The 15,782-nt window shown below is 26.8% G+C and carries 17 protein-coding genes; 15 read left to right on the top strand and 2 right to left on the bottom strand.

The genetic code is table 11. The features are described from left to right. The 14 genes from cbiM to L3B98_RS15360 all read left to right on the top strand — a co-directional run bounded on the left by cbiM (position 1) and on the right by L3B98_RS15360 (position 13,118). Complete coding sequence (cbiM, locus tag L3B98_RS15425) at positions 1 to 984, top strand: cobalt transporter CbiM (RefSeq protein ID WP_238917385.1); 984 nt, start codon at positions 1 to 3, stop codon at positions 982 to 984. After that, positions 981 to 1,769 (top strand): energy-coupling factor transporter transmembrane component T, encoded by a 789-nt coding sequence (locus L3B98_RS15420; protein ID WP_238917384.1) that lies wholly within the window; start codon positions 981 to 983, stop codon positions 1,767 to 1,769. The genes cbiM and L3B98_RS15420 overlap by 4 nt, the downstream gene beginning before the upstream one ends. Positions 1,770 to 1,800: 31 nt before the next feature. Further along, on the top strand, positions 1,801 to 2,526 hold the full coding sequence (locus L3B98_RS15415; protein ID WP_238917383.1) for an ABC transporter ATP-binding protein: 726 nt from the start codon (positions 1,801 to 1,803) through the stop codon (positions 2,524 to 2,526). Positions 2,527 to 2,936: 410 nt separating this feature from the next. Beyond that, positions 2,937 to 4,310, top strand: a complete 1,374-nt coding sequence (gene larC, locus L3B98_RS15410; RefSeq protein ID WP_238917382.1) for a nickel pincer cofactor biosynthesis protein LarC — start codon at positions 2,937 to 2,939, stop codon at positions 4,308 to 4,310. Positions 4,311 to 4,328: 18 nt separating this feature from the next. Continuing rightward, a complete protein-coding gene (gene larE / locus L3B98_RS15405) occupies positions 4,329 to 5,150 on the top strand; it encodes an ATP-dependent sacrificial sulfur transferase LarE (RefSeq protein ID WP_077363215.1) in 822 nt (273 codons plus the stop codon). 21 nt (positions 5,151 to 5,171) lie between these two features. Further along, entirely contained in the window at positions 5,172 to 5,918 is a 747-nt protein-coding gene (gene larB / locus L3B98_RS15400; protein WP_238917381.1) for a nickel pincer cofactor biosynthesis protein LarB, read from the top strand. A gap of 107 nt (positions 5,919 to 6,025) precedes the next feature. Beyond that, positions 6,026 to 6,598, top strand: a complete 573-nt coding sequence (locus L3B98_RS15395; protein WP_015393112.1) for a xanthine phosphoribosyltransferase — start codon at positions 6,026 to 6,028, stop codon at positions 6,596 to 6,598. Between the two features lie 32 nt (positions 6,599 to 6,630). Then, positions 6,631 to 7,557 (top strand): ribonuclease Z, encoded by a 927-nt coding sequence (locus L3B98_RS15390; protein WP_238917380.1) that lies wholly within the window; start codon positions 6,631 to 6,633, stop codon positions 7,555 to 7,557. 19 nt (positions 7,558 to 7,576) lie between these two features. Beyond that, entirely contained in the window at positions 7,577 to 8,554 is a 978-nt protein-coding gene (locus L3B98_RS15385; protein ID WP_238917379.1) for an acyltransferase family protein, read from the top strand. 470 nt (positions 8,555 to 9,024) lie between these two features. Then, the gene (cplR, locus tag L3B98_RS15380) at positions 9,025 to 10,683 is read left to right on the top strand and encodes an ABC-F type ribosomal protection protein CplR (protein WP_238917378.1); all 1,659 of its coding nucleotides are present in this window, start codon (positions 9,025 to 9,027) and stop codon (positions 10,681 to 10,683) included. Positions 10,684 to 10,882: 199 nt separating this feature from the next. Then, the gene (locus tag L3B98_RS15375) at positions 10,883 to 11,587 is read left to right on the top strand and encodes a lysophospholipid acyltransferase family protein (protein WP_238917377.1); all 705 of its coding nucleotides are present in this window, start codon (positions 10,883 to 10,885) and stop codon (positions 11,585 to 11,587) included. A 175-nt stretch (positions 11,588 to 11,762) separates the two neighbouring features. Continuing rightward, complete coding sequence (locus L3B98_RS15370; protein WP_238917376.1) at positions 11,763 to 11,864, top strand: GTP-binding protein; 102 nt, start codon at positions 11,763 to 11,765, stop codon at positions 11,862 to 11,864. A gap of 306 nt (positions 11,865 to 12,170) precedes the next feature. Continuing rightward, positions 12,171 to 12,647 carry a hypothetical protein gene (locus tag L3B98_RS15365; RefSeq protein WP_238917375.1) on the top strand — a complete coding sequence of 159 codons (477 nt, stop codon included), beginning with the start codon at positions 12,171 to 12,173 and terminating at the stop codon, positions 12,645 to 12,647. 174 nt (positions 12,648 to 12,821) lie between these two features. Then, on the top strand, positions 12,822 to 13,118 hold the full coding sequence (locus tag L3B98_RS15360) for a hypothetical protein (protein ID WP_238917374.1): 297 nt from the start codon (positions 12,822 to 12,824) through the stop codon (positions 13,116 to 13,118). A 487-nt stretch (positions 13,119 to 13,605) separates the two neighbouring features. On the opposite strand, the gene L3B98_RS15355 is transcribed toward L3B98_RS15360, so the two are convergent. Then, on the bottom strand, positions 13,606 to 13,920 hold the full coding sequence (locus L3B98_RS15355) for a hypothetical protein (RefSeq protein WP_238917373.1): 315 nt from the start codon (positions 13,918 to 13,920) through the stop codon (positions 13,606 to 13,608). A gap of 57 nt (positions 13,921 to 13,977) precedes the next feature. Beyond that, positions 13,978 to 14,307: a hypothetical protein gene (locus L3B98_RS15350; protein ID WP_238917372.1), complete on the bottom strand. Its 330-nt coding sequence runs from the start codon at positions 14,305 to 14,307 to the stop codon at positions 13,978 to 13,980. 325 nt (positions 14,308 to 14,632) lie between these two features. On the opposite strand from L3B98_RS15350, the gene L3B98_RS15345 reads away from it, so the two are divergent. After that, entirely contained in the window at positions 14,633 to 15,685 is a 1,053-nt protein-coding gene (locus L3B98_RS15345; protein WP_238917371.1) for a hypothetical protein, read from the top strand. Positions 15,686 to 15,782 lie beyond the last annotated feature (97 nt).

Below are 15,782 nucleotides of genomic sequence, written 5' to 3'. Positions count from 1 at the left end.
ATGCATATACCAGATAATTATTTAAGTCCTACAACTTGTGCAACCTTGGGAGTAGTTATGTTGCCTGTTTGGAAAAGAGCAAGCCATAAGGTAAAAGCCGAAATAACAAGAAAGAAAATGCCACTTCTTGGAGTTGCAGCCGCCTTTTCTTTCTTAATAATGATGTTTAACGTACCCCTTCCAGGAGGAACTACAGGACATGCTATTGGAGGGGCACTTGCAGCTATTTTACTTGGACCATATTCTGCTGTTTTTGCAGTTACCATAGCCCTTGTAATTCAAGCGTTATTCTTTGGAGATGGAGGTATTTTAGCAATAGGCGTAAATTGCTTTAATATGGCCTTTATAATGCCATTTACAGCATTTTATATTTTCAGGCTTATAAAAAGTTTATTTAAGAATGAAAAGGGAGAATATATCGGAGCGTTTTTAGCTGGATACTTATCTGTAAATTTAGCAGCTTTATTTGCTGCAATTGAATTTGGGATTCAGCCATTACTTTTTAGGGATTCTGCAGGATTGCCTTTATATAGCCCATATGGCTTAGCAATTTCAATTCCTGCTATGATGATTCCTCATTTATTAGTAGTTGGAATTTTAGAAGGAATAATTACAGTTGGAGCATATAGCTATGTAAAAAAGGCATCACCTGAGGTAATATATGAAGGCACAACAAAAAAGATAAATTATCTATATATTATTATAGGAATTCTCATTTTAGCTACCCCTTTAGGGCTTATAGCTACTGGAACTGCATGGGGAGAATGGGGTACGGATGAAATTTACAAGCTTTTGGGATTTGTACCAAAAGGAATGGAAAATGGATTTCAATTTAATTCTCCAATTTCAGATTATAACTTCAAATTTTTGAATGAACATTTAAGTTATATATTGTCAGCACTAAGTGGAGTAATATTAATTTTACTAATTTTTAGAGTATTAGCGAAAATATATTTTAAAACAAATATTAAGGAGAATAGATGATTCCAGAATGGCTTTCAGAAAAAGATAATTATATTCCAAAAGAAGAAAAAAACTTATATATAGAAAAAAGTATTTTTTCTTTAATCAGGACAATATCAATAATTAGGCAGAATAAAAGTCAAGATAAATTAATATACTCAATAAATTCTGCATTAAAAATCGTATGTACTTTTTTAGTTATAATTTGTATATCAATTTCAAGAAGCGGTACATTTTTATTAATAATGGATATATATGTTTTAGGCAATTTATTTCTAATGGAAAAGATGGCAAGGAAAAGAATATTTTTAAGAAGTTTATTATTTCCAATAATTACTTTAATTGCTTTGATTCCGTCTATGTTTTATGGAAACATATATAATAGTATGTTGATTTTTCAAAAATTAATTTTATCAATATTACTTATGAATTTATTAGCTCATAATACTAAATGGAGTGAAATGAGCAAAGCTCTAAAATTAATATTTATACCTGATATTTTCATATGGATTATGGATATAACCTTAAAATATATTGTACTTTTAGGCGAATTTTCAATTAACTTGTTGTATGCATTAAGACTTAGAGCAATTGGAATAACTTCTAATAAATACAATTCTCTTACTGGAATTATTGGAAGCTTATTTTTTAAGTCTTATAAAATGAGTGAAGAAATGTTTCATGCCATGGAATGCAGAGGCTTTATAGGAGAATATACAACAAAGGTAAATTTGAAATTAAAAAAAGTAGATTATATATATCTTATTATTAATATATTTATGATTTGTTTGTTTATCTATTTTTGAGTAGCCTACAAAAAATACAAGGAGAAATATAATGATAAAACTTGAGAATATTTCATTCACATACAAAAACAAGGTAGCACTTGATAATGTGAATATTGAAATAAAAGAAGGAGAAGCTATAGCTGTTATAGGTCCAAATGGAAGTGGAAAATCAACCTTTTTAAAATTATTAAATGGAATTCTTTTTGCAAGTAAAGGAAACTATATTTTTGATAAGGAAGAAATAAATGAACAAAAACTAAGAAATAATAAGTTTTTAAAATTATTTCATAAGAGAGTAGGTTTTGTTTTTCAAAATTCTGATGCTCAATTATTTTGTTCTACTGTCTTTGAAGAAGTGGCTTTTGGATTAATGCAAATGCAATTACCAGAAGCTGAAATAAATCTAAGAGTAAGCGATAGTCTTAAGCTACTGAATATTGAAAAATTGAAAGATGAACATCCTTACAACTTAAGTGGTGGAGAAAAAAAGAGAGTTGCAATTGCAAGTACATTAGCTTTAAATCCAGAAGTAATTACTTTAGATGAACCAATGAATGGTATAGATCCAAAAGGAAAACGATTCTTAAAGGAATTATTAACAGCACTTAATAAAAGTGGGAAAACAATAATTTGTGCAACTCATGATTTTGAATATATAGATGGTATTTTTAATAGAGTTATCGTATTTTCAGAAGATCATAAAATAATAAGAGATGATAAATATGAATCTGTTTTAAAAGATCGTGAATTTTTACGTGAATATAATATTATATAAGGCCTATAGATATCAAACGCGAGAATTAAAATTATGTGGTAACTTACCGAAATCCAATACATTTGTCTTCTGCATGACTAGTGAAATTTTCGCTGGAAGGTTCTAAATTGGAGCTTATCACCATTTTAGCGTGTTCCAGATGTAAAATCTGGACAAGCTAAAAATGGAACAAGCTCCAATTAAGAACCATCATCAGCTCAATTTCACATGCCTGCTCCAGAAAAATGAATAGTATTTCTAGTTTAGTATTACGATTATAATATCTCAATAATACATATATATTATATTTATAAGGTTAATTTTTAATTGGGAAATTGATTATTTAAATTAAATTAATACTGAAGTGTATTCGCATTTAATTGAAAATTGAACATCGATAATTGAAAAAATTATGAAGTGGAGTGATAGCAATGAAAATTTTATATTATGATTGTTTTTGTGGAATAAGTGGAGATATGAATTTAGCAGCTTTAATTGATTTAGGGGTACCTAAAGAATACTTATTGGAAGAACTAACAAAACTTAATTTGAATTCAGAATTTAAAATTAATATAGAAAAGTCTGCAAAGTTAGGAATAACAGGGACAAGGGTTGATGTTTTATTGAATAATAATACTCAAATGCCAGAAGAAGCTTTATCTAATAATAAACATGAGCACACTCATGTACATGATCATTTTAATACGAATGAACACAGCCACACATATGAGCCCGGACATATTCATGAACATAATCATACTCACGAGCACGAACACACTCATGAGCATGATGAGAGCAATCACCATCACAATGATAGTCATAGTGAACATTCGCATAATCATGAACATCACCACAGAAATTTAAAAGACATAGAAGATATAATAAATTCAAGTTACTTAAGTGATAAAGTAAAAAAACTTAGTTTGGATATGTTTATAAAGGTTGCTGAGGCTGAAGCAAAGGTTCATGGAAAAGAGATATATGAAGTACATTTTCATGAAGTTGGAGCAATTGATTCAATTGTAGATATAGTAGGTGCAGCTATTTGTATAGATTATTTAAAGGTTGATAAAATTATTGCTTCGCCAATACAAGTTGGAGGTGGGTTTGTTAAATGTGCCCATGGTCTTATGCCAGTGCCTGCACCAGCAACAACAGAAATATTAAAGAATATTCCTATAAATACTGGAATAGTTCAATTTGAAACAACTACTCCTACAGGTGCAGCTATAATAGCAGCAAATGTAAAGGAATTTACCTCTAAAATGAATTTTTCAATTAATAAGGTTGCATATGGTATAGGACATAAAGATTTAGAAATTCCTAATGTTTTAAGAGTATATTTAGGAGAAACTGAAAGCTTAGAACAAATAGAAGAACAATACATATTAGAAACTAATATAGATGACATGAATCCAGAACTTTATGGTTATGTTGAAGAAAAGCTTTTTGATGCAGGTGCATTAGATGTATATAAATCATCAATTTTTATGAAAAAAGGAAGACCAGGAATAAAATTAAGTGTTTTAATCAATGAGAAAATTGAAAAAGATATTTTAGATATTATATTTGAAGAAACTACATCAATTGGAGTAAGAAAATATAAGGTAGAAAAAATAATGTTAAATAGAGAATTTTCAAAGGTCGAAACTGAATATGGAGATATTACAATAAAAAAATCTTATTATAATGGAAATTTAGTAAAATATAAACCAGAATATGAAGAATGCAGAAGAATAGCAAAGGAACAAAATATATCTATAGATAAAATATATAAAGCAGTTTATAAGAAAAATATAAATTAATTGGAGGTTGAAGTTTAAATGATTAATAATGAAAAATATAATGAATTAATTAATTATCTAAAAGGATTAGGAAAAGTTGTTTTAGCCTTTTCTGGTGGAGTTGATAGTACTTTTTTACTTAAAGTTGGTAAGGAAGCTTTAGGAGAGAATTTAAAAGCTGTGACAATAATGTCACCGTATATTCCTAAATGGGAAATAGCTGAAGCAGAAGAACTAGTTAAAGAATTAGGAGTAAAGCATGAAATTATAAAAGCGCCAATTATTGATTCAATTAAGTTTAATCCAGAAGACAGATGTTACCTTTGTAAAACAGCAGTGTTTAATATGATATTAGATGTAGCAAAAACTCAAGGATATGATTGTGTGATTGATGGTACAAACTTTGATGATATCAGCGATTATAGACCAGGTCTTAAAGCACTTAAAGAGTTAGATGTAAGGAGTCCTCTTTTAGAATGCAAAGTAACTAAAGCAGAAATAAGAGCATTTTCAAAGGAATTAGGCCTTAATACTTGGGATAAACCACCATATGCATGTCTTTTAACAAGAATTCCATACGGAAATGAGTTAAAAGAAGAAGATTTTGAAAAAATTGAAAATGCTGAAAAGTACATGATGAGTATAGGTTTTAGAGCTGTAAGAGTAAGATGCCATGGGGATTTGGCAAGAATTGAAGTTAGCAAGGATGATAGAAGCAAATTATTTAATGAAGAGCTTTTAGATACTATTGCTGAAAAAATAAAAGAATGTGGATTTAAATATGTATCTTTAGATCTTCAAGGATATAGAGTAGGAAGTTTTAATGAAACTATAGCAAAAATTTCAGAGGGACAAATTTAAGAATTAGGGAGGATAGAGCTAGTGAATAAAGACGAAATAAAAGTTTTGCTAGAACAGGTTAAAGATAATAAAATAGATGTAGTACAAGCTCTTGAGCAATTAGAAGATTTACCTTTCAAAGATTTAGGTTTTGCTAAAATTGATAACCATCGTGAATTAAGAGTTGGTTACCCAGAAGTAATATATTGTGAAGGGAAAACAGTGGAGCAGGTTAAAGATATTATTACATTTATGCTTACAAAAAATAATAATATTTTAGGGACTAGAGCTACGGAAGAAATGTATGCTGCTGTAAAAGAAATATGTGAGGAAGCAGAGTACAACAAACTTGGGAGAACAATAGTAATTAAGAAAAAAGAGCAAAAAACTACAGAAAGTTATATAGCAATTGTTGCTGCTGGAACTTCTGACTTACCAGTTGTAGAAGAAGCCTATGAAACTGCAAGAATACTAGGAAACAGGGTTGAAAAGATAATAGATGTTGGAGTTGCAGGCATACATAGGCTTTTTTCAAGACTTGATGAAATTAGAGGAGCAAAAGTTGTTATAGTGATAGCAGGAATGGAAGGCGCTTTAGCCAGTGTTATAGGCGGCCTTGTTGATAAACCAGTAATAGCAGTGCCTACAAGTGTAGGCTATGGAGCTAATTTTGGAGGTGTGGCAGCGCTTTTATCGATGTTAAATAGTTGTGCAAGTGGTGTTACAGTAGTTAATATTGATAATGGATTCGGTGCAGCCTATAATGCTAGTATAATTAATAAGTTATAATTCATAATGGAACTTGGCATGTATAAAAAATGTGACAAGTTCTATTTTTTATGTATAATTAGAGTATTAGAAAATTATTCTAAAGAAAAACATATGAGGTGAAGAAGATGGAAAGTTTACATAAAAAAATTTTAGAAGAAGGTAAGGCTTTATCAGGAAATGTATTAAAGGTTGATTCGTTTTTAAATCATCAGGTAGACCCTGATTTAATGTTTGAAATGGGTACATATTTTAAAAAGTATTTTGAAAATCATGGTGTTACGAAGATATTTACTATTGAAAGTTCTGGAATAGCGCCATCTGTAATGACTGCAATGCAAATGAATATTCCAATGGTAATATTAAAAAAGCAAACTTCAAAAATATTAAGCAACGATTTTTATCAAACTACAGTTCATTCATTTACAAAAGGACATGATTATGAATTGACCTTAGCTAAAAAATATATTAATGAAGCTGATAGAATATTAATAATAGATGATTTTTTAGCAAATGGTGAAGCTGCACTTGGTGCTATAAGGTTAGTTGAAGATGCAGGTGCAGAAGTGGCTGGTATAGGAATAGTTATCGAGAAATCTTTTCAACCTGGCTACAAAATACTAAAAGACAAAGGATATGATTTATATTCCTTGGCTAGAATAGCTAAATTAGGAGATAATATTATAGAATTTGCAGATTAATATCTTAACATATAAGAAAGAAGGTTAGGTAAATGGTAGATTTGCTTTTATTAGGCTGTGGTGGAGGAATGCCTATGCCTAATAGATTTTTATCAGCTACATTGTTAAGTTACAAAGGACGAAAAATTCTTATAGATTGTGGAGAGGGGACTCAAGTATCTATGAGAATATCTAATACTGGTTTTAAGAGTATAGATGTTATTTGTATCACTCATATTCATGGTGATCATATAGTAGGGTTACCTGGTCTTCTTGGAACTATTGGAAATAGTGGTAGAACAGAACCTATAACAATAATAGGACCTGAAGGAATTGAAGATACAATTAATAAGTTAAGAGTAATTGCAAATTGGCTTCCGTATGAAATTAATATTATAGAAAATCCTAGGAAACCTATAAATATTGCTACTGAGTTTGCTGATTGGAATACAATAATTTCTACTATAGAATTGGAACATTCAGCACCATGTATTGGGTATAGCTTTGATTTCAAACGTCAAAGGAAATTTGATGTGGAAAAGGCAACCCAAAATAACGTGCCTAAAAATTTGTGGGGCAGACTTCAAAAAAATGAAAAAAAAATTAATTTTGAAGGGATAGATTATACTGATGAAATGGTACTTGGTGAGGAACGAAAAGGAATAAAAATTAGCATAACAACTGATACTAGACCTATTGATAGCATAAGGGATTTTATTAAGGAAAGTGATTTTTTTATATGTGAAGGAACTTATGGTGATGATGAAGATTTACCTAAAGCAATAAAAAATAAACATATGACCTTTACAGAAGCTGCAACTTTAGCTGAAAATGGGAAAGTTAAAAACTTATTGTTAACTCATTTTGGAACTGCTATGACTGAACCAGAAGAATATGTAGATAATGCGAAAGTAATATTTAATAATAGTATAATTGGTTTTGACAGGTATAAAGTTACGTTAAACTTCGAAGAAGAGTGACAAGAAAGAAGGATAAATTTTGGAACAAAATATTGGAATTTTAAGAGAAGATACTAACCAAATAAAAGGAATAGCAATATTACTTGTACTCTTAGGTCATTCGAGAATGTGGTTTCAAATTAGTGATATTATACCTAATAGAATGACTACTGCAGGTGCTTGGGGGGTAGCAATCTTTCTGACATTATCAGGTTATGGTTTAACTGAATCATTCTTTAAAAAGGGTTTATCAATTTCTTTTATTAAAAGGCGGGTGATTAAGGTAATCCTGCCATATGCAGCTGTTTCTGCTTTATGGTTTATAGTTGATTTTATTGCTTTTCATCAAACAACCTCAATAAAAAATGTTATTACAACATTGTTAGGTGTTTTACTCTATGAACCATATTTGGATCCAACTATGTGGTATATCACTTTTATGTTATTTTGGTATGTAGTATTCTTTATTATATTCTTATTACCTGTACATAAAGGCTTAAAAGTGGCGATATTGCTTTTGGTTGCTTTTTTACTGCAGCACAATACAATTAATTTAAATTCAAATTGGGAATATAATTATTTTACTTTTCCAATAGGAGTATTAATAAGTTATCTAAAGCCAATAATATTTAATAAAAACTCGAGAATAATTATAAATAATACTGCAATTATTGTTTTATTAATTATATCACCTTATACAATAGAATTTTCAAATTATACAGAAATTTCTATTGCAGGAATATGTGTTACGTTGTGGGTTATCACATTGATATCAATGTTAGACTATAAATCAAAAATACTAGGATTCCTTGGATATATTTCTTTTGAGATATATTTACTTGAAGGTGTTATTGGGGGGAAATATCGTGAAATAATAGGACTTGGAGTTACGATTAGAGCTTTTATTGCTTACTTATTTATAACAATTTGTTTGGCATATGTATTTAAAAAATTACAAATATTTATTGGTAAAATTTCAAAAAAGACAATATACGAAAAAGCTAATTTTGCAGCATAGTTCAATATTTATAATGATATTATTTAATATGGACATTATTTGTAAAAAGTGATATATTGTTAATATATTAGAGAAAGGGCAAGGTAATTTCAACAATGAGAATGTAATTTACAATCAGATTTTTAAGTATGACAAAATGATAGAAATTTAATAATTGTTTTACAATTAGTTAAATTTACCTATAAACCTAAGTCAATAGGTTTTGTTGTTGTATTTTAATTCAAGGAGAGTAGATTATAATCTATAATTTGGAGATTATCATGCGTGAGCTAAAAATATGAAAATTTTTAGCTGTATTAGTGAAGTCTAAAATTATTATAAAATGTTGTATATGAATCAATTACTGTTATAAATTCTTTAGTAATTCTTATTTGTAATTGACACTTTCAAATAAGAAAGTTAAGAAAACATTTTATAATACATTAAACATAGATATAACTTCTCTCCTATACAAAATAGGAGGGATTTTTTTGTTAGCAAAATTTAATAAATTAAAAAAATATTATGGGGATAGATTAATCTTAGATATTGATACTTTCGAAGTCTTTGAAAAAGATAGAATTGGGATAGTTGGCAGAAATGGTGCTGGTAAAACTACTATGCTTAAAGTGTTAATGGGAATTATTATTCCAGAAGAAGGAGAGATTTCTTTAACAGATAGTTATTCATATATAAGCCAAATGGAAAACTATTATGGTGAATGTGAAGAAAATAAGGTAATGAAAATACTTAAGGCACCAGTGAAATATGATGAATTTTTGTCAGGTGGAGAAAAAATAAAATTAAAGATTTCAAAAGCTTTAAGTGAGGATAATAAACTAATAATTGCCGATGAACCAACTTCAAACTTAGATAGTGCAAGTATTAGTGTCCTTGAAAAAATGCTATTAAGTTATAATGGAGCTTTAATCCTAGTATCTCATGATAGAGAATTTCTAGATTCATTATGTAATACTATTGTAGAAATTGATGAAGGTAAATTAAAGGTTTATCAAGGTAATTATTCAAAGTATATAGAATTAAAACAAGAAGAAAGAAAAAGGGAAGAAATTGAGTATAACAAATATGTAACAGAAAAAAAACAATTAGAAGAAGCTATTATAGATAAACAAGATATGAGAAATAAGATGAGAACAACTCCTAAGAGAATGGGAAACTCTGAAGCTAGATTGCATAAAATGGGCGGACAAAAGCAAAAAAGAAAACTTGATAAAAATATAAAAGCCATGAAAAGTCGAATTGATCATTTAGAAGTTAAAGAAAAACCAAAAAATATAAATGAAACTAAAGTTAACATTCAAAAAAGTGCAGAAATAATTTCAAATAATATAATTGAAATCAGTAAGCTAAATTTATATGTTAATAATGAACTTTTAATAAAAGAAGCTTCATTTAGAATTCGAAAAGGAATAAAAGCTGCAATTATAGGTGAAAATGGCTGTGGAAAATCAACATTATTAAAAGAAATATTAACAAGAAATAATGAATGTATAAGAGTAGCTAATAGTGCACTTATAGGTTATTTTGATCAAGACCAAAATATTTTAGAAGAAGGTAAAAGCATTCTTGAGAATGTATCAAAAACTAGCTCTTTTAATCAAGGTTTTATAAGAATTAACCTTGATAATTTTGGGTTTAAGGGTGACGATGTTTTTAAAAAAGTTAGTTCATTGAGTGGTGGCGAAAAAGTTAAAGTTGCACTTAGTAAGGTTTTACTTAGTGATAATAACGTATTAGTATTAGATGAACCAACTAATTATTTAGATATCGAGGCAATGGAAGCCTTGGAAAGGGCATTAATAAATACTGAAAAAACAGTTATTTTAGTTTCCCATGATAGAAAATTCATTGAAAATATCTGTGATTTCATAATTGAAATTAAAGATAAAATTTTAAAAGAGTATGAAGGAAGTTATAAGAATTATATTAAGGAGAAGAATAAACCTCAAAGTAATAATAATGAAAAAAATATTAAAGAAAAGTTAATGGTGTTAAGAAATAGGCTATCTGAAATAATTTCACTTATATCAATAGAAAAAAATGAATTGATTAAAGAAAAGTTAGATTATGAATATAAAATATTGTTGAAAGAAATTAGAATTTTGGAATTAAATAATAGTAAGAAATAAGATGATATTAATAACAATATAAAATTATTATTAGCATATTTAACAGAAAAATAGTATAATGTTTTAAGAATTAGACTTATTAGTATAGAAAATTATATTTTAAGTGATTTTTAAAATATTTTAGTTAAAGTTTGATAAAAAAATTACAACCATAAATTATGAATTAATTATGGAAACAGAAAAGAGGAGAATAAAAAATATGTTTTTCAAAAAAATATGCTATGGCTTCTATATGCTGTGGGTTAGACTTAAGGGATTTAAGTTTGGGTATATAAAAAAAACTAAAGGTGAGCCAGCAGCTATAGAATATCTAAAAAAAGTAGGATATTTATGGAGTAAGTTTACAATGGATATTATAGGTATAGATTTAGAAGTAACAGGCTTAGAGAATATACCTAAAGAGGCTTGTGTTTTTATAGGGAATCATTCAAGTATATTGGATATACCTATACTACTTTATAAAACAGATAGAGCATTAGGGTTTATATCTAAAAAGGAAATATTAAAAACTCCTATAATAGGTTACTGGCTTAGAAATAGCAAATGTGTTCCTATTGACAGAGAAAATCCACGAGCTGCTATTGAATCTATAAATAAAGCTATAAAAAATATTAATGAAGGGTATTCAATGGTAATTTTTCCAGAAGGAACAAGAAACAAAGAAGGAAAAGTTGGGCCTTTTAAAAAAGGAAGCTTAAGACTTGCAACTAAATCAAAAGCTCCAATAGTGCCAGTAAGTATAGATAGAGCATCTAGAGCTTTTGAAGATACAAGAACCTTTGTACCTACAAAGATAAAAGTTGTTTTTGGAAAAGCAGTAGAAACCAAAAATTTATCAAAAGAAGAAGAAGCTAATTTAGCTGATAATATAAGAAATATAATTATTACGAATTTGAATAATTAAACATAATAAATCAATTTGTTTAGAAGGTGTTGTATAATAATTTAAATATTATGCAACGCCTTTTTTATAAAAGTAAGCTAATTAACTAAGGCATTGTGATATAATTATTTTACATGCTTAATATATTTTGAAATAGACAATAATTTATAATTATAAGCAGCAAGGGGAAAATATAATGAAAAAGACAATAGGCATTTTGGCTCATGTTGATGCTGGGAAAACTACTTTCTCAGAACAAGTGCTTTACCATACTGATTGGGTGCAACAAATGTGTTAACTATTGGTAAATCATACTTGTATATATTTAATATTATATATTTTACCACATTTATACCAATTAGTCAGAGTAAAAAATAAATTTAATTAATATAAAGGAAAGCTTTATTTTTAGTTTTGTTTAAATAATAACATATATTAATGAGTTATTAAGAGAGTAAATCATATTATAGAATAGTATCTTAAAAAGTAGAATGTAGATTGAATTATTAGTGTATTTTCAATATATAGAGAGTTGCATAAATAGAATTAATTAAATAATATTAATATAACTTCACATAAATTATTTACTATGGAGGGGATAAAAATGAATTTTGAAATAAAAGAAATGGAATTTACTGATAAATATGGTGAAAGGTATGTTGAAGGAGATTTTAGTGGCGTAATTAAAGATATTATTTTAAGTGAAATTAAGAATTATAACCAAGAAGAAATAAATACTAAAAAGGAAACAATAATTTGGAAAATTCAGGGTAAAGAGATATACTTCTCAGAAGATATAAAACAAAAAGAATATACTCAGAAAGTTAAGTCAATATATAGCGTTACTAAGAAGGAGTTAGAAAATATCATATATGATTTTAGAGAAAATTATGTATATAAAATGGCATTAGATTCATTAGTTGATGATGGAATATTAAAGTTAATTCATACTTCACCTCGGGATAATTTTTATTTATCACATGGAAGTATTCTTATTGATATTAGACATCGCAAGGGGAATATGTGTCTTTATGTTTGTTCTGATATGTTTAATAAAAATGAATATAGAGTTTTAAAATAAATTAATTTTAAAGAACTCTAGTAATATTGTTCTATTGTATAAATAACTAGAAGAAATTTACATAATTCTACAATAAGGTGGATTAATTAATTTACTAATATATAAACAGAAAATTTAGTTAAGCTTTTATTTGATTTAAATTTATGATATTAAATAGTAATAGGAGTACTTGAATTGAGCTTATGTTTTAATAAACCAGATTTTGAATGTGATTATAATGGGACAACGTGTACAATTAAAAGACAAGGATATGTTCATATAAATAGAAAAGGTATAAAAAAGCAATTCATAGCAGAAATACTCGAATATAAAAACAAGAAGTATTGCTATAGATATACCAAAGATGGCATTAATAGTAAAGTAATTATAAAAAGATTAGAAAATAAAAGGCCAGTTGAACTTACCAATAATGTAGATGATCTAGAATTTAAAGATATTGTGAATGTAATGAATGGTTTAACAAAATTGTAGATTATAGTTATATTTATATTAATAAAAATATATAAATCAAACTTGGGTTAAAATATACCTAGCTTATTTCTGCAAATTAGCTTCACATAATTTCTGATAAAAAATGTTTGTTAATTAATTTGTAATAATGAATAAAGACTTACTTAATATAAAAGTAGGTCCTTATTTTTATTTGAGTATTATCTTGACATTGTACAATGAAGTGATTTTCATGAATTGATGTTATCTTAATCATATTAGAAAACGTTTTAAAATTAACGTTAGGAATTTTTTTTAATGAAACTGGAATAATAATCATACACTTATAAAGTTCATTTTCTTTTATTATGTTGAATACACTGTCATTTATGTAATAGATTAATCTATTATTTATAAACGTACATCTGATAAATAAATACTGTATAGTTTCCATGATATTTGAGTTTTGATTTCTTTTTATTTTTTCTAATTGATTTTGAAGTGAGTAAACGTTTGTTGTCATATTTTATCACCACTTATTATTTTTTATTGATTCTTTTAGTTCTTCAATCTCAACTTTTAATGTTTGAATTATTTTTTCATTCTCTAATAAAGAGATTGAATCTATTGCAGCTCTGCAACATTTAACTAATACATTAGCTGACTTAGAAGAGATTTGATTGGTTAAAATTAATTTACAAATAGTTTCTAATGAGTTTTTTATATCCTCTGAATTATTTAATTTTAGTATAATAGGTTCTTTGGGTAATTTTTTTGATGGACCTGTTTTTTTTAACTCAATACTCACATCCTTTAATTTTTTGTTTGTAGTAGATTTAGCCATTTTGTTATCATCTCCTTAAAATTGTAAATAATTTAATCTTTATAATTTGTATTTATACTATTCTATTTCGGGGAAATATACTGTATTATCAATAACATTAATCATAAGATTGCCTAAATTATATGAATCGATGCCTTCATCATAATCAGATTGTCTCTTGTAATCAATAAAATCTTGTGCTTTCGTATCATCTTTGAAAACTCTTCCATTTGCCTCTTCTTCAAAAGAAATATTATTTTGATTATCTGGTTTGCCAATTGCATTAAATAATATTTGTTTGGCTTTTCCTTTTACTTGTACATAATGGTCATCCATATAGTTAAGTATTACATAGGCTTTAGTATAATTTTCTTTATTGGTGAAACTGAATACTCTACAATTTTCCATAAATTGATACCTCCTAACCAAAATTAATAGATATTTAATCTAAGATTGTTCTTAAATTTAATGTATCAAATATTTATATTTCATAATAATATTTTAAGAGAACCTAAGAATAATCCTATAAGTCCATAATAGATGGTATATTAGTATATAAGCCAATAAAGTGGTGTTATATAATATGAGGAAACTAATTCACATAGTATTATTAAATTACATTAAGTTACATATAGATTAATAAATTATATTTAAGTTTAAAAGGTTTAATAAACTTTTTCAAAATATGATATAATATCCATATAAGTATATTTATAGAATGGGGAAAAATATCATGAAAGAAGAAATATTATTTGAATATAGAGAAAAATATAACCTATATTTAGAGTTTAGCAATGTTATTATTAATTTGTTAACTCAAGTATTAAAAAGTATACCTACCCAACAGATTAGTGGAAGAGTAAAAGAATATAATTCATTAGAAGAAAAAATTGAATTAAAAAATAAATATCAGAGATTAGATGATATTACAGATATAATTGGAATAAGAATAATAACATATTTACCCAATAATGTTGATAAAATATCTGAAATAATTAAGAAAGAATTTGAAATTGATAAAGATAATTGTATTGATAAAAGAATTAAAAAAGATGATGAGTTTGGATATATGTCATTACATTTGGTTTGTAAATTAGATGATAAAAGATTGTTATTACCAGAATATAGAAGATTTGAAAATGTTAAATTTGAAGTTCAGATACGTTCTGTATTACAACATACTTGGGCTGAAATAGAACATGATATAGGATATAAAAGTAAGGTAGAAATTCCACAGGAGTTTAGAAGACGGCTATATAGATTAGCTAGTTTATTGGAATCAGCTGATGATGAATTTCAAACAATAGTTGATAAGATGGAGAAATACAATAAATATGTAAAAGAAAATGTTCATAATAAGAATATGGAACTTGACATAAATAAGAATACTCTTATTGAATATTTTAAAAAATCAAAAGAATTATACTACATACTTGAAAATGTGGCTAAAGGATGTGGAAAGGGATATAATAAAAAAGTCTATTTAACTTTAGATTATATTAAGTGGTTAAATTATTTTAAGTATTCATCAATTAAAGATGTAGATGCTGATATAAGAGAGTTAAAAGAAATTATTATTAAGTTCGCAATAAATTATTTAAAAAAATTTAGTCAAAGTAGGAATTCATCACTTACCATAGCTGTTGGAATACATTATTTGATTTATCTAAAATTAGCACAATGTAATGAAGAAATGCAAAAAGGTTTTGTAAAGGCATTTTTTGCAAATGATATAGATAGAATAAATAAAATAAAAGAAGCTTATTTAAACACGGAAGATAAGTAGTTAATTATGTTAGCTATTGAATTAATTTGATAATTAGATAGAAATTATACTGGTTTAAATAGGTACCTAATTTAGTCCTTTCAAGGTGTAAATCTAT

The organism is Clostridium sp. YIM B02555 (assembly GCF_022320955.1).
Taxonomy (GTDB): domain Bacteria; phylum Bacillota; class Clostridia; order Clostridiales; family Clostridiaceae; genus Clostridium; species Clostridium saccharoperbutylacetonicum.
This window is presented reverse-complemented; position numbering and strand designations above follow the sequence as displayed.

Excerpts from the sequence above, each read along its gene's own strand:
- cbiM (WP_238917385.1), top strand. The coding sequence starts at position 1 with ATGCATATACCAGATAATTATTTAAGTCCTACAACTTGTGCAACCTTG.
- L3B98_RS15420 (WP_238917384.1), top strand. The coding sequence starts at position 981 with ATGATTCCAGAATGGCTTTCAGAAAAAGATAATTATATTCCAAAAGAA.
- L3B98_RS15415 (WP_238917383.1), top strand. The coding sequence starts at position 1,801 with ATGATAAAACTTGAGAATATTTCATTCACATACAAAAACAAGGTAGCA.
- larC (WP_238917382.1), top strand. The coding sequence starts at position 2,937 with ATGAAAATTTTATATTATGATTGTTTTTGTGGAATAAGTGGAGATATG.
- larE (WP_077363215.1), top strand. The coding sequence starts at position 4,329 with ATGATTAATAATGAAAAATATAATGAATTAATTAATTATCTAAAAGGA.
- L3B98_RS15395 (WP_015393112.1), top strand. The coding sequence starts at position 6,026 with ATGGAAAGTTTACATAAAAAAATTTTAGAAGAAGGTAAGGCTTTATCA.
- L3B98_RS15390 (WP_238917380.1), top strand. The coding sequence starts at position 6,631 with ATGGTAGATTTGCTTTTATTAGGCTGTGGTGGAGGAATGCCTATGCCT.
- L3B98_RS15375 (WP_238917377.1), top strand. The coding sequence starts at position 10,883 with ATGTTTTTCAAAAAAATATGCTATGGCTTCTATATGCTGTGGGTTAGA.
- L3B98_RS15370 (WP_238917376.1), top strand. The coding sequence starts at position 11,763 with ATGAAAAAGACAATAGGCATTTTGGCTCATGTTGATGCTGGGAAAACT.
- L3B98_RS15365 (WP_238917375.1), top strand. The coding sequence starts at position 12,171 with ATGAATTTTGAAATAAAAGAAATGGAATTTACTGATAAATATGGTGAA.
- L3B98_RS15355 (WP_238917373.1), bottom strand. The coding sequence starts at position 13,920 with ATGGCTAAATCTACTACAAACAAAAAATTAAAGGATGTGAGTATTGAG.
- L3B98_RS15350 (WP_238917372.1), bottom strand. The coding sequence starts at position 14,307 with ATGGAAAATTGTAGAGTATTCAGTTTCACCAATAAAGAAAATTATACT.
- L3B98_RS15345 (WP_238917371.1), top strand. The coding sequence starts at position 14,633 with ATGAAAGAAGAAATATTATTTGAATATAGAGAAAAATATAACCTATAT.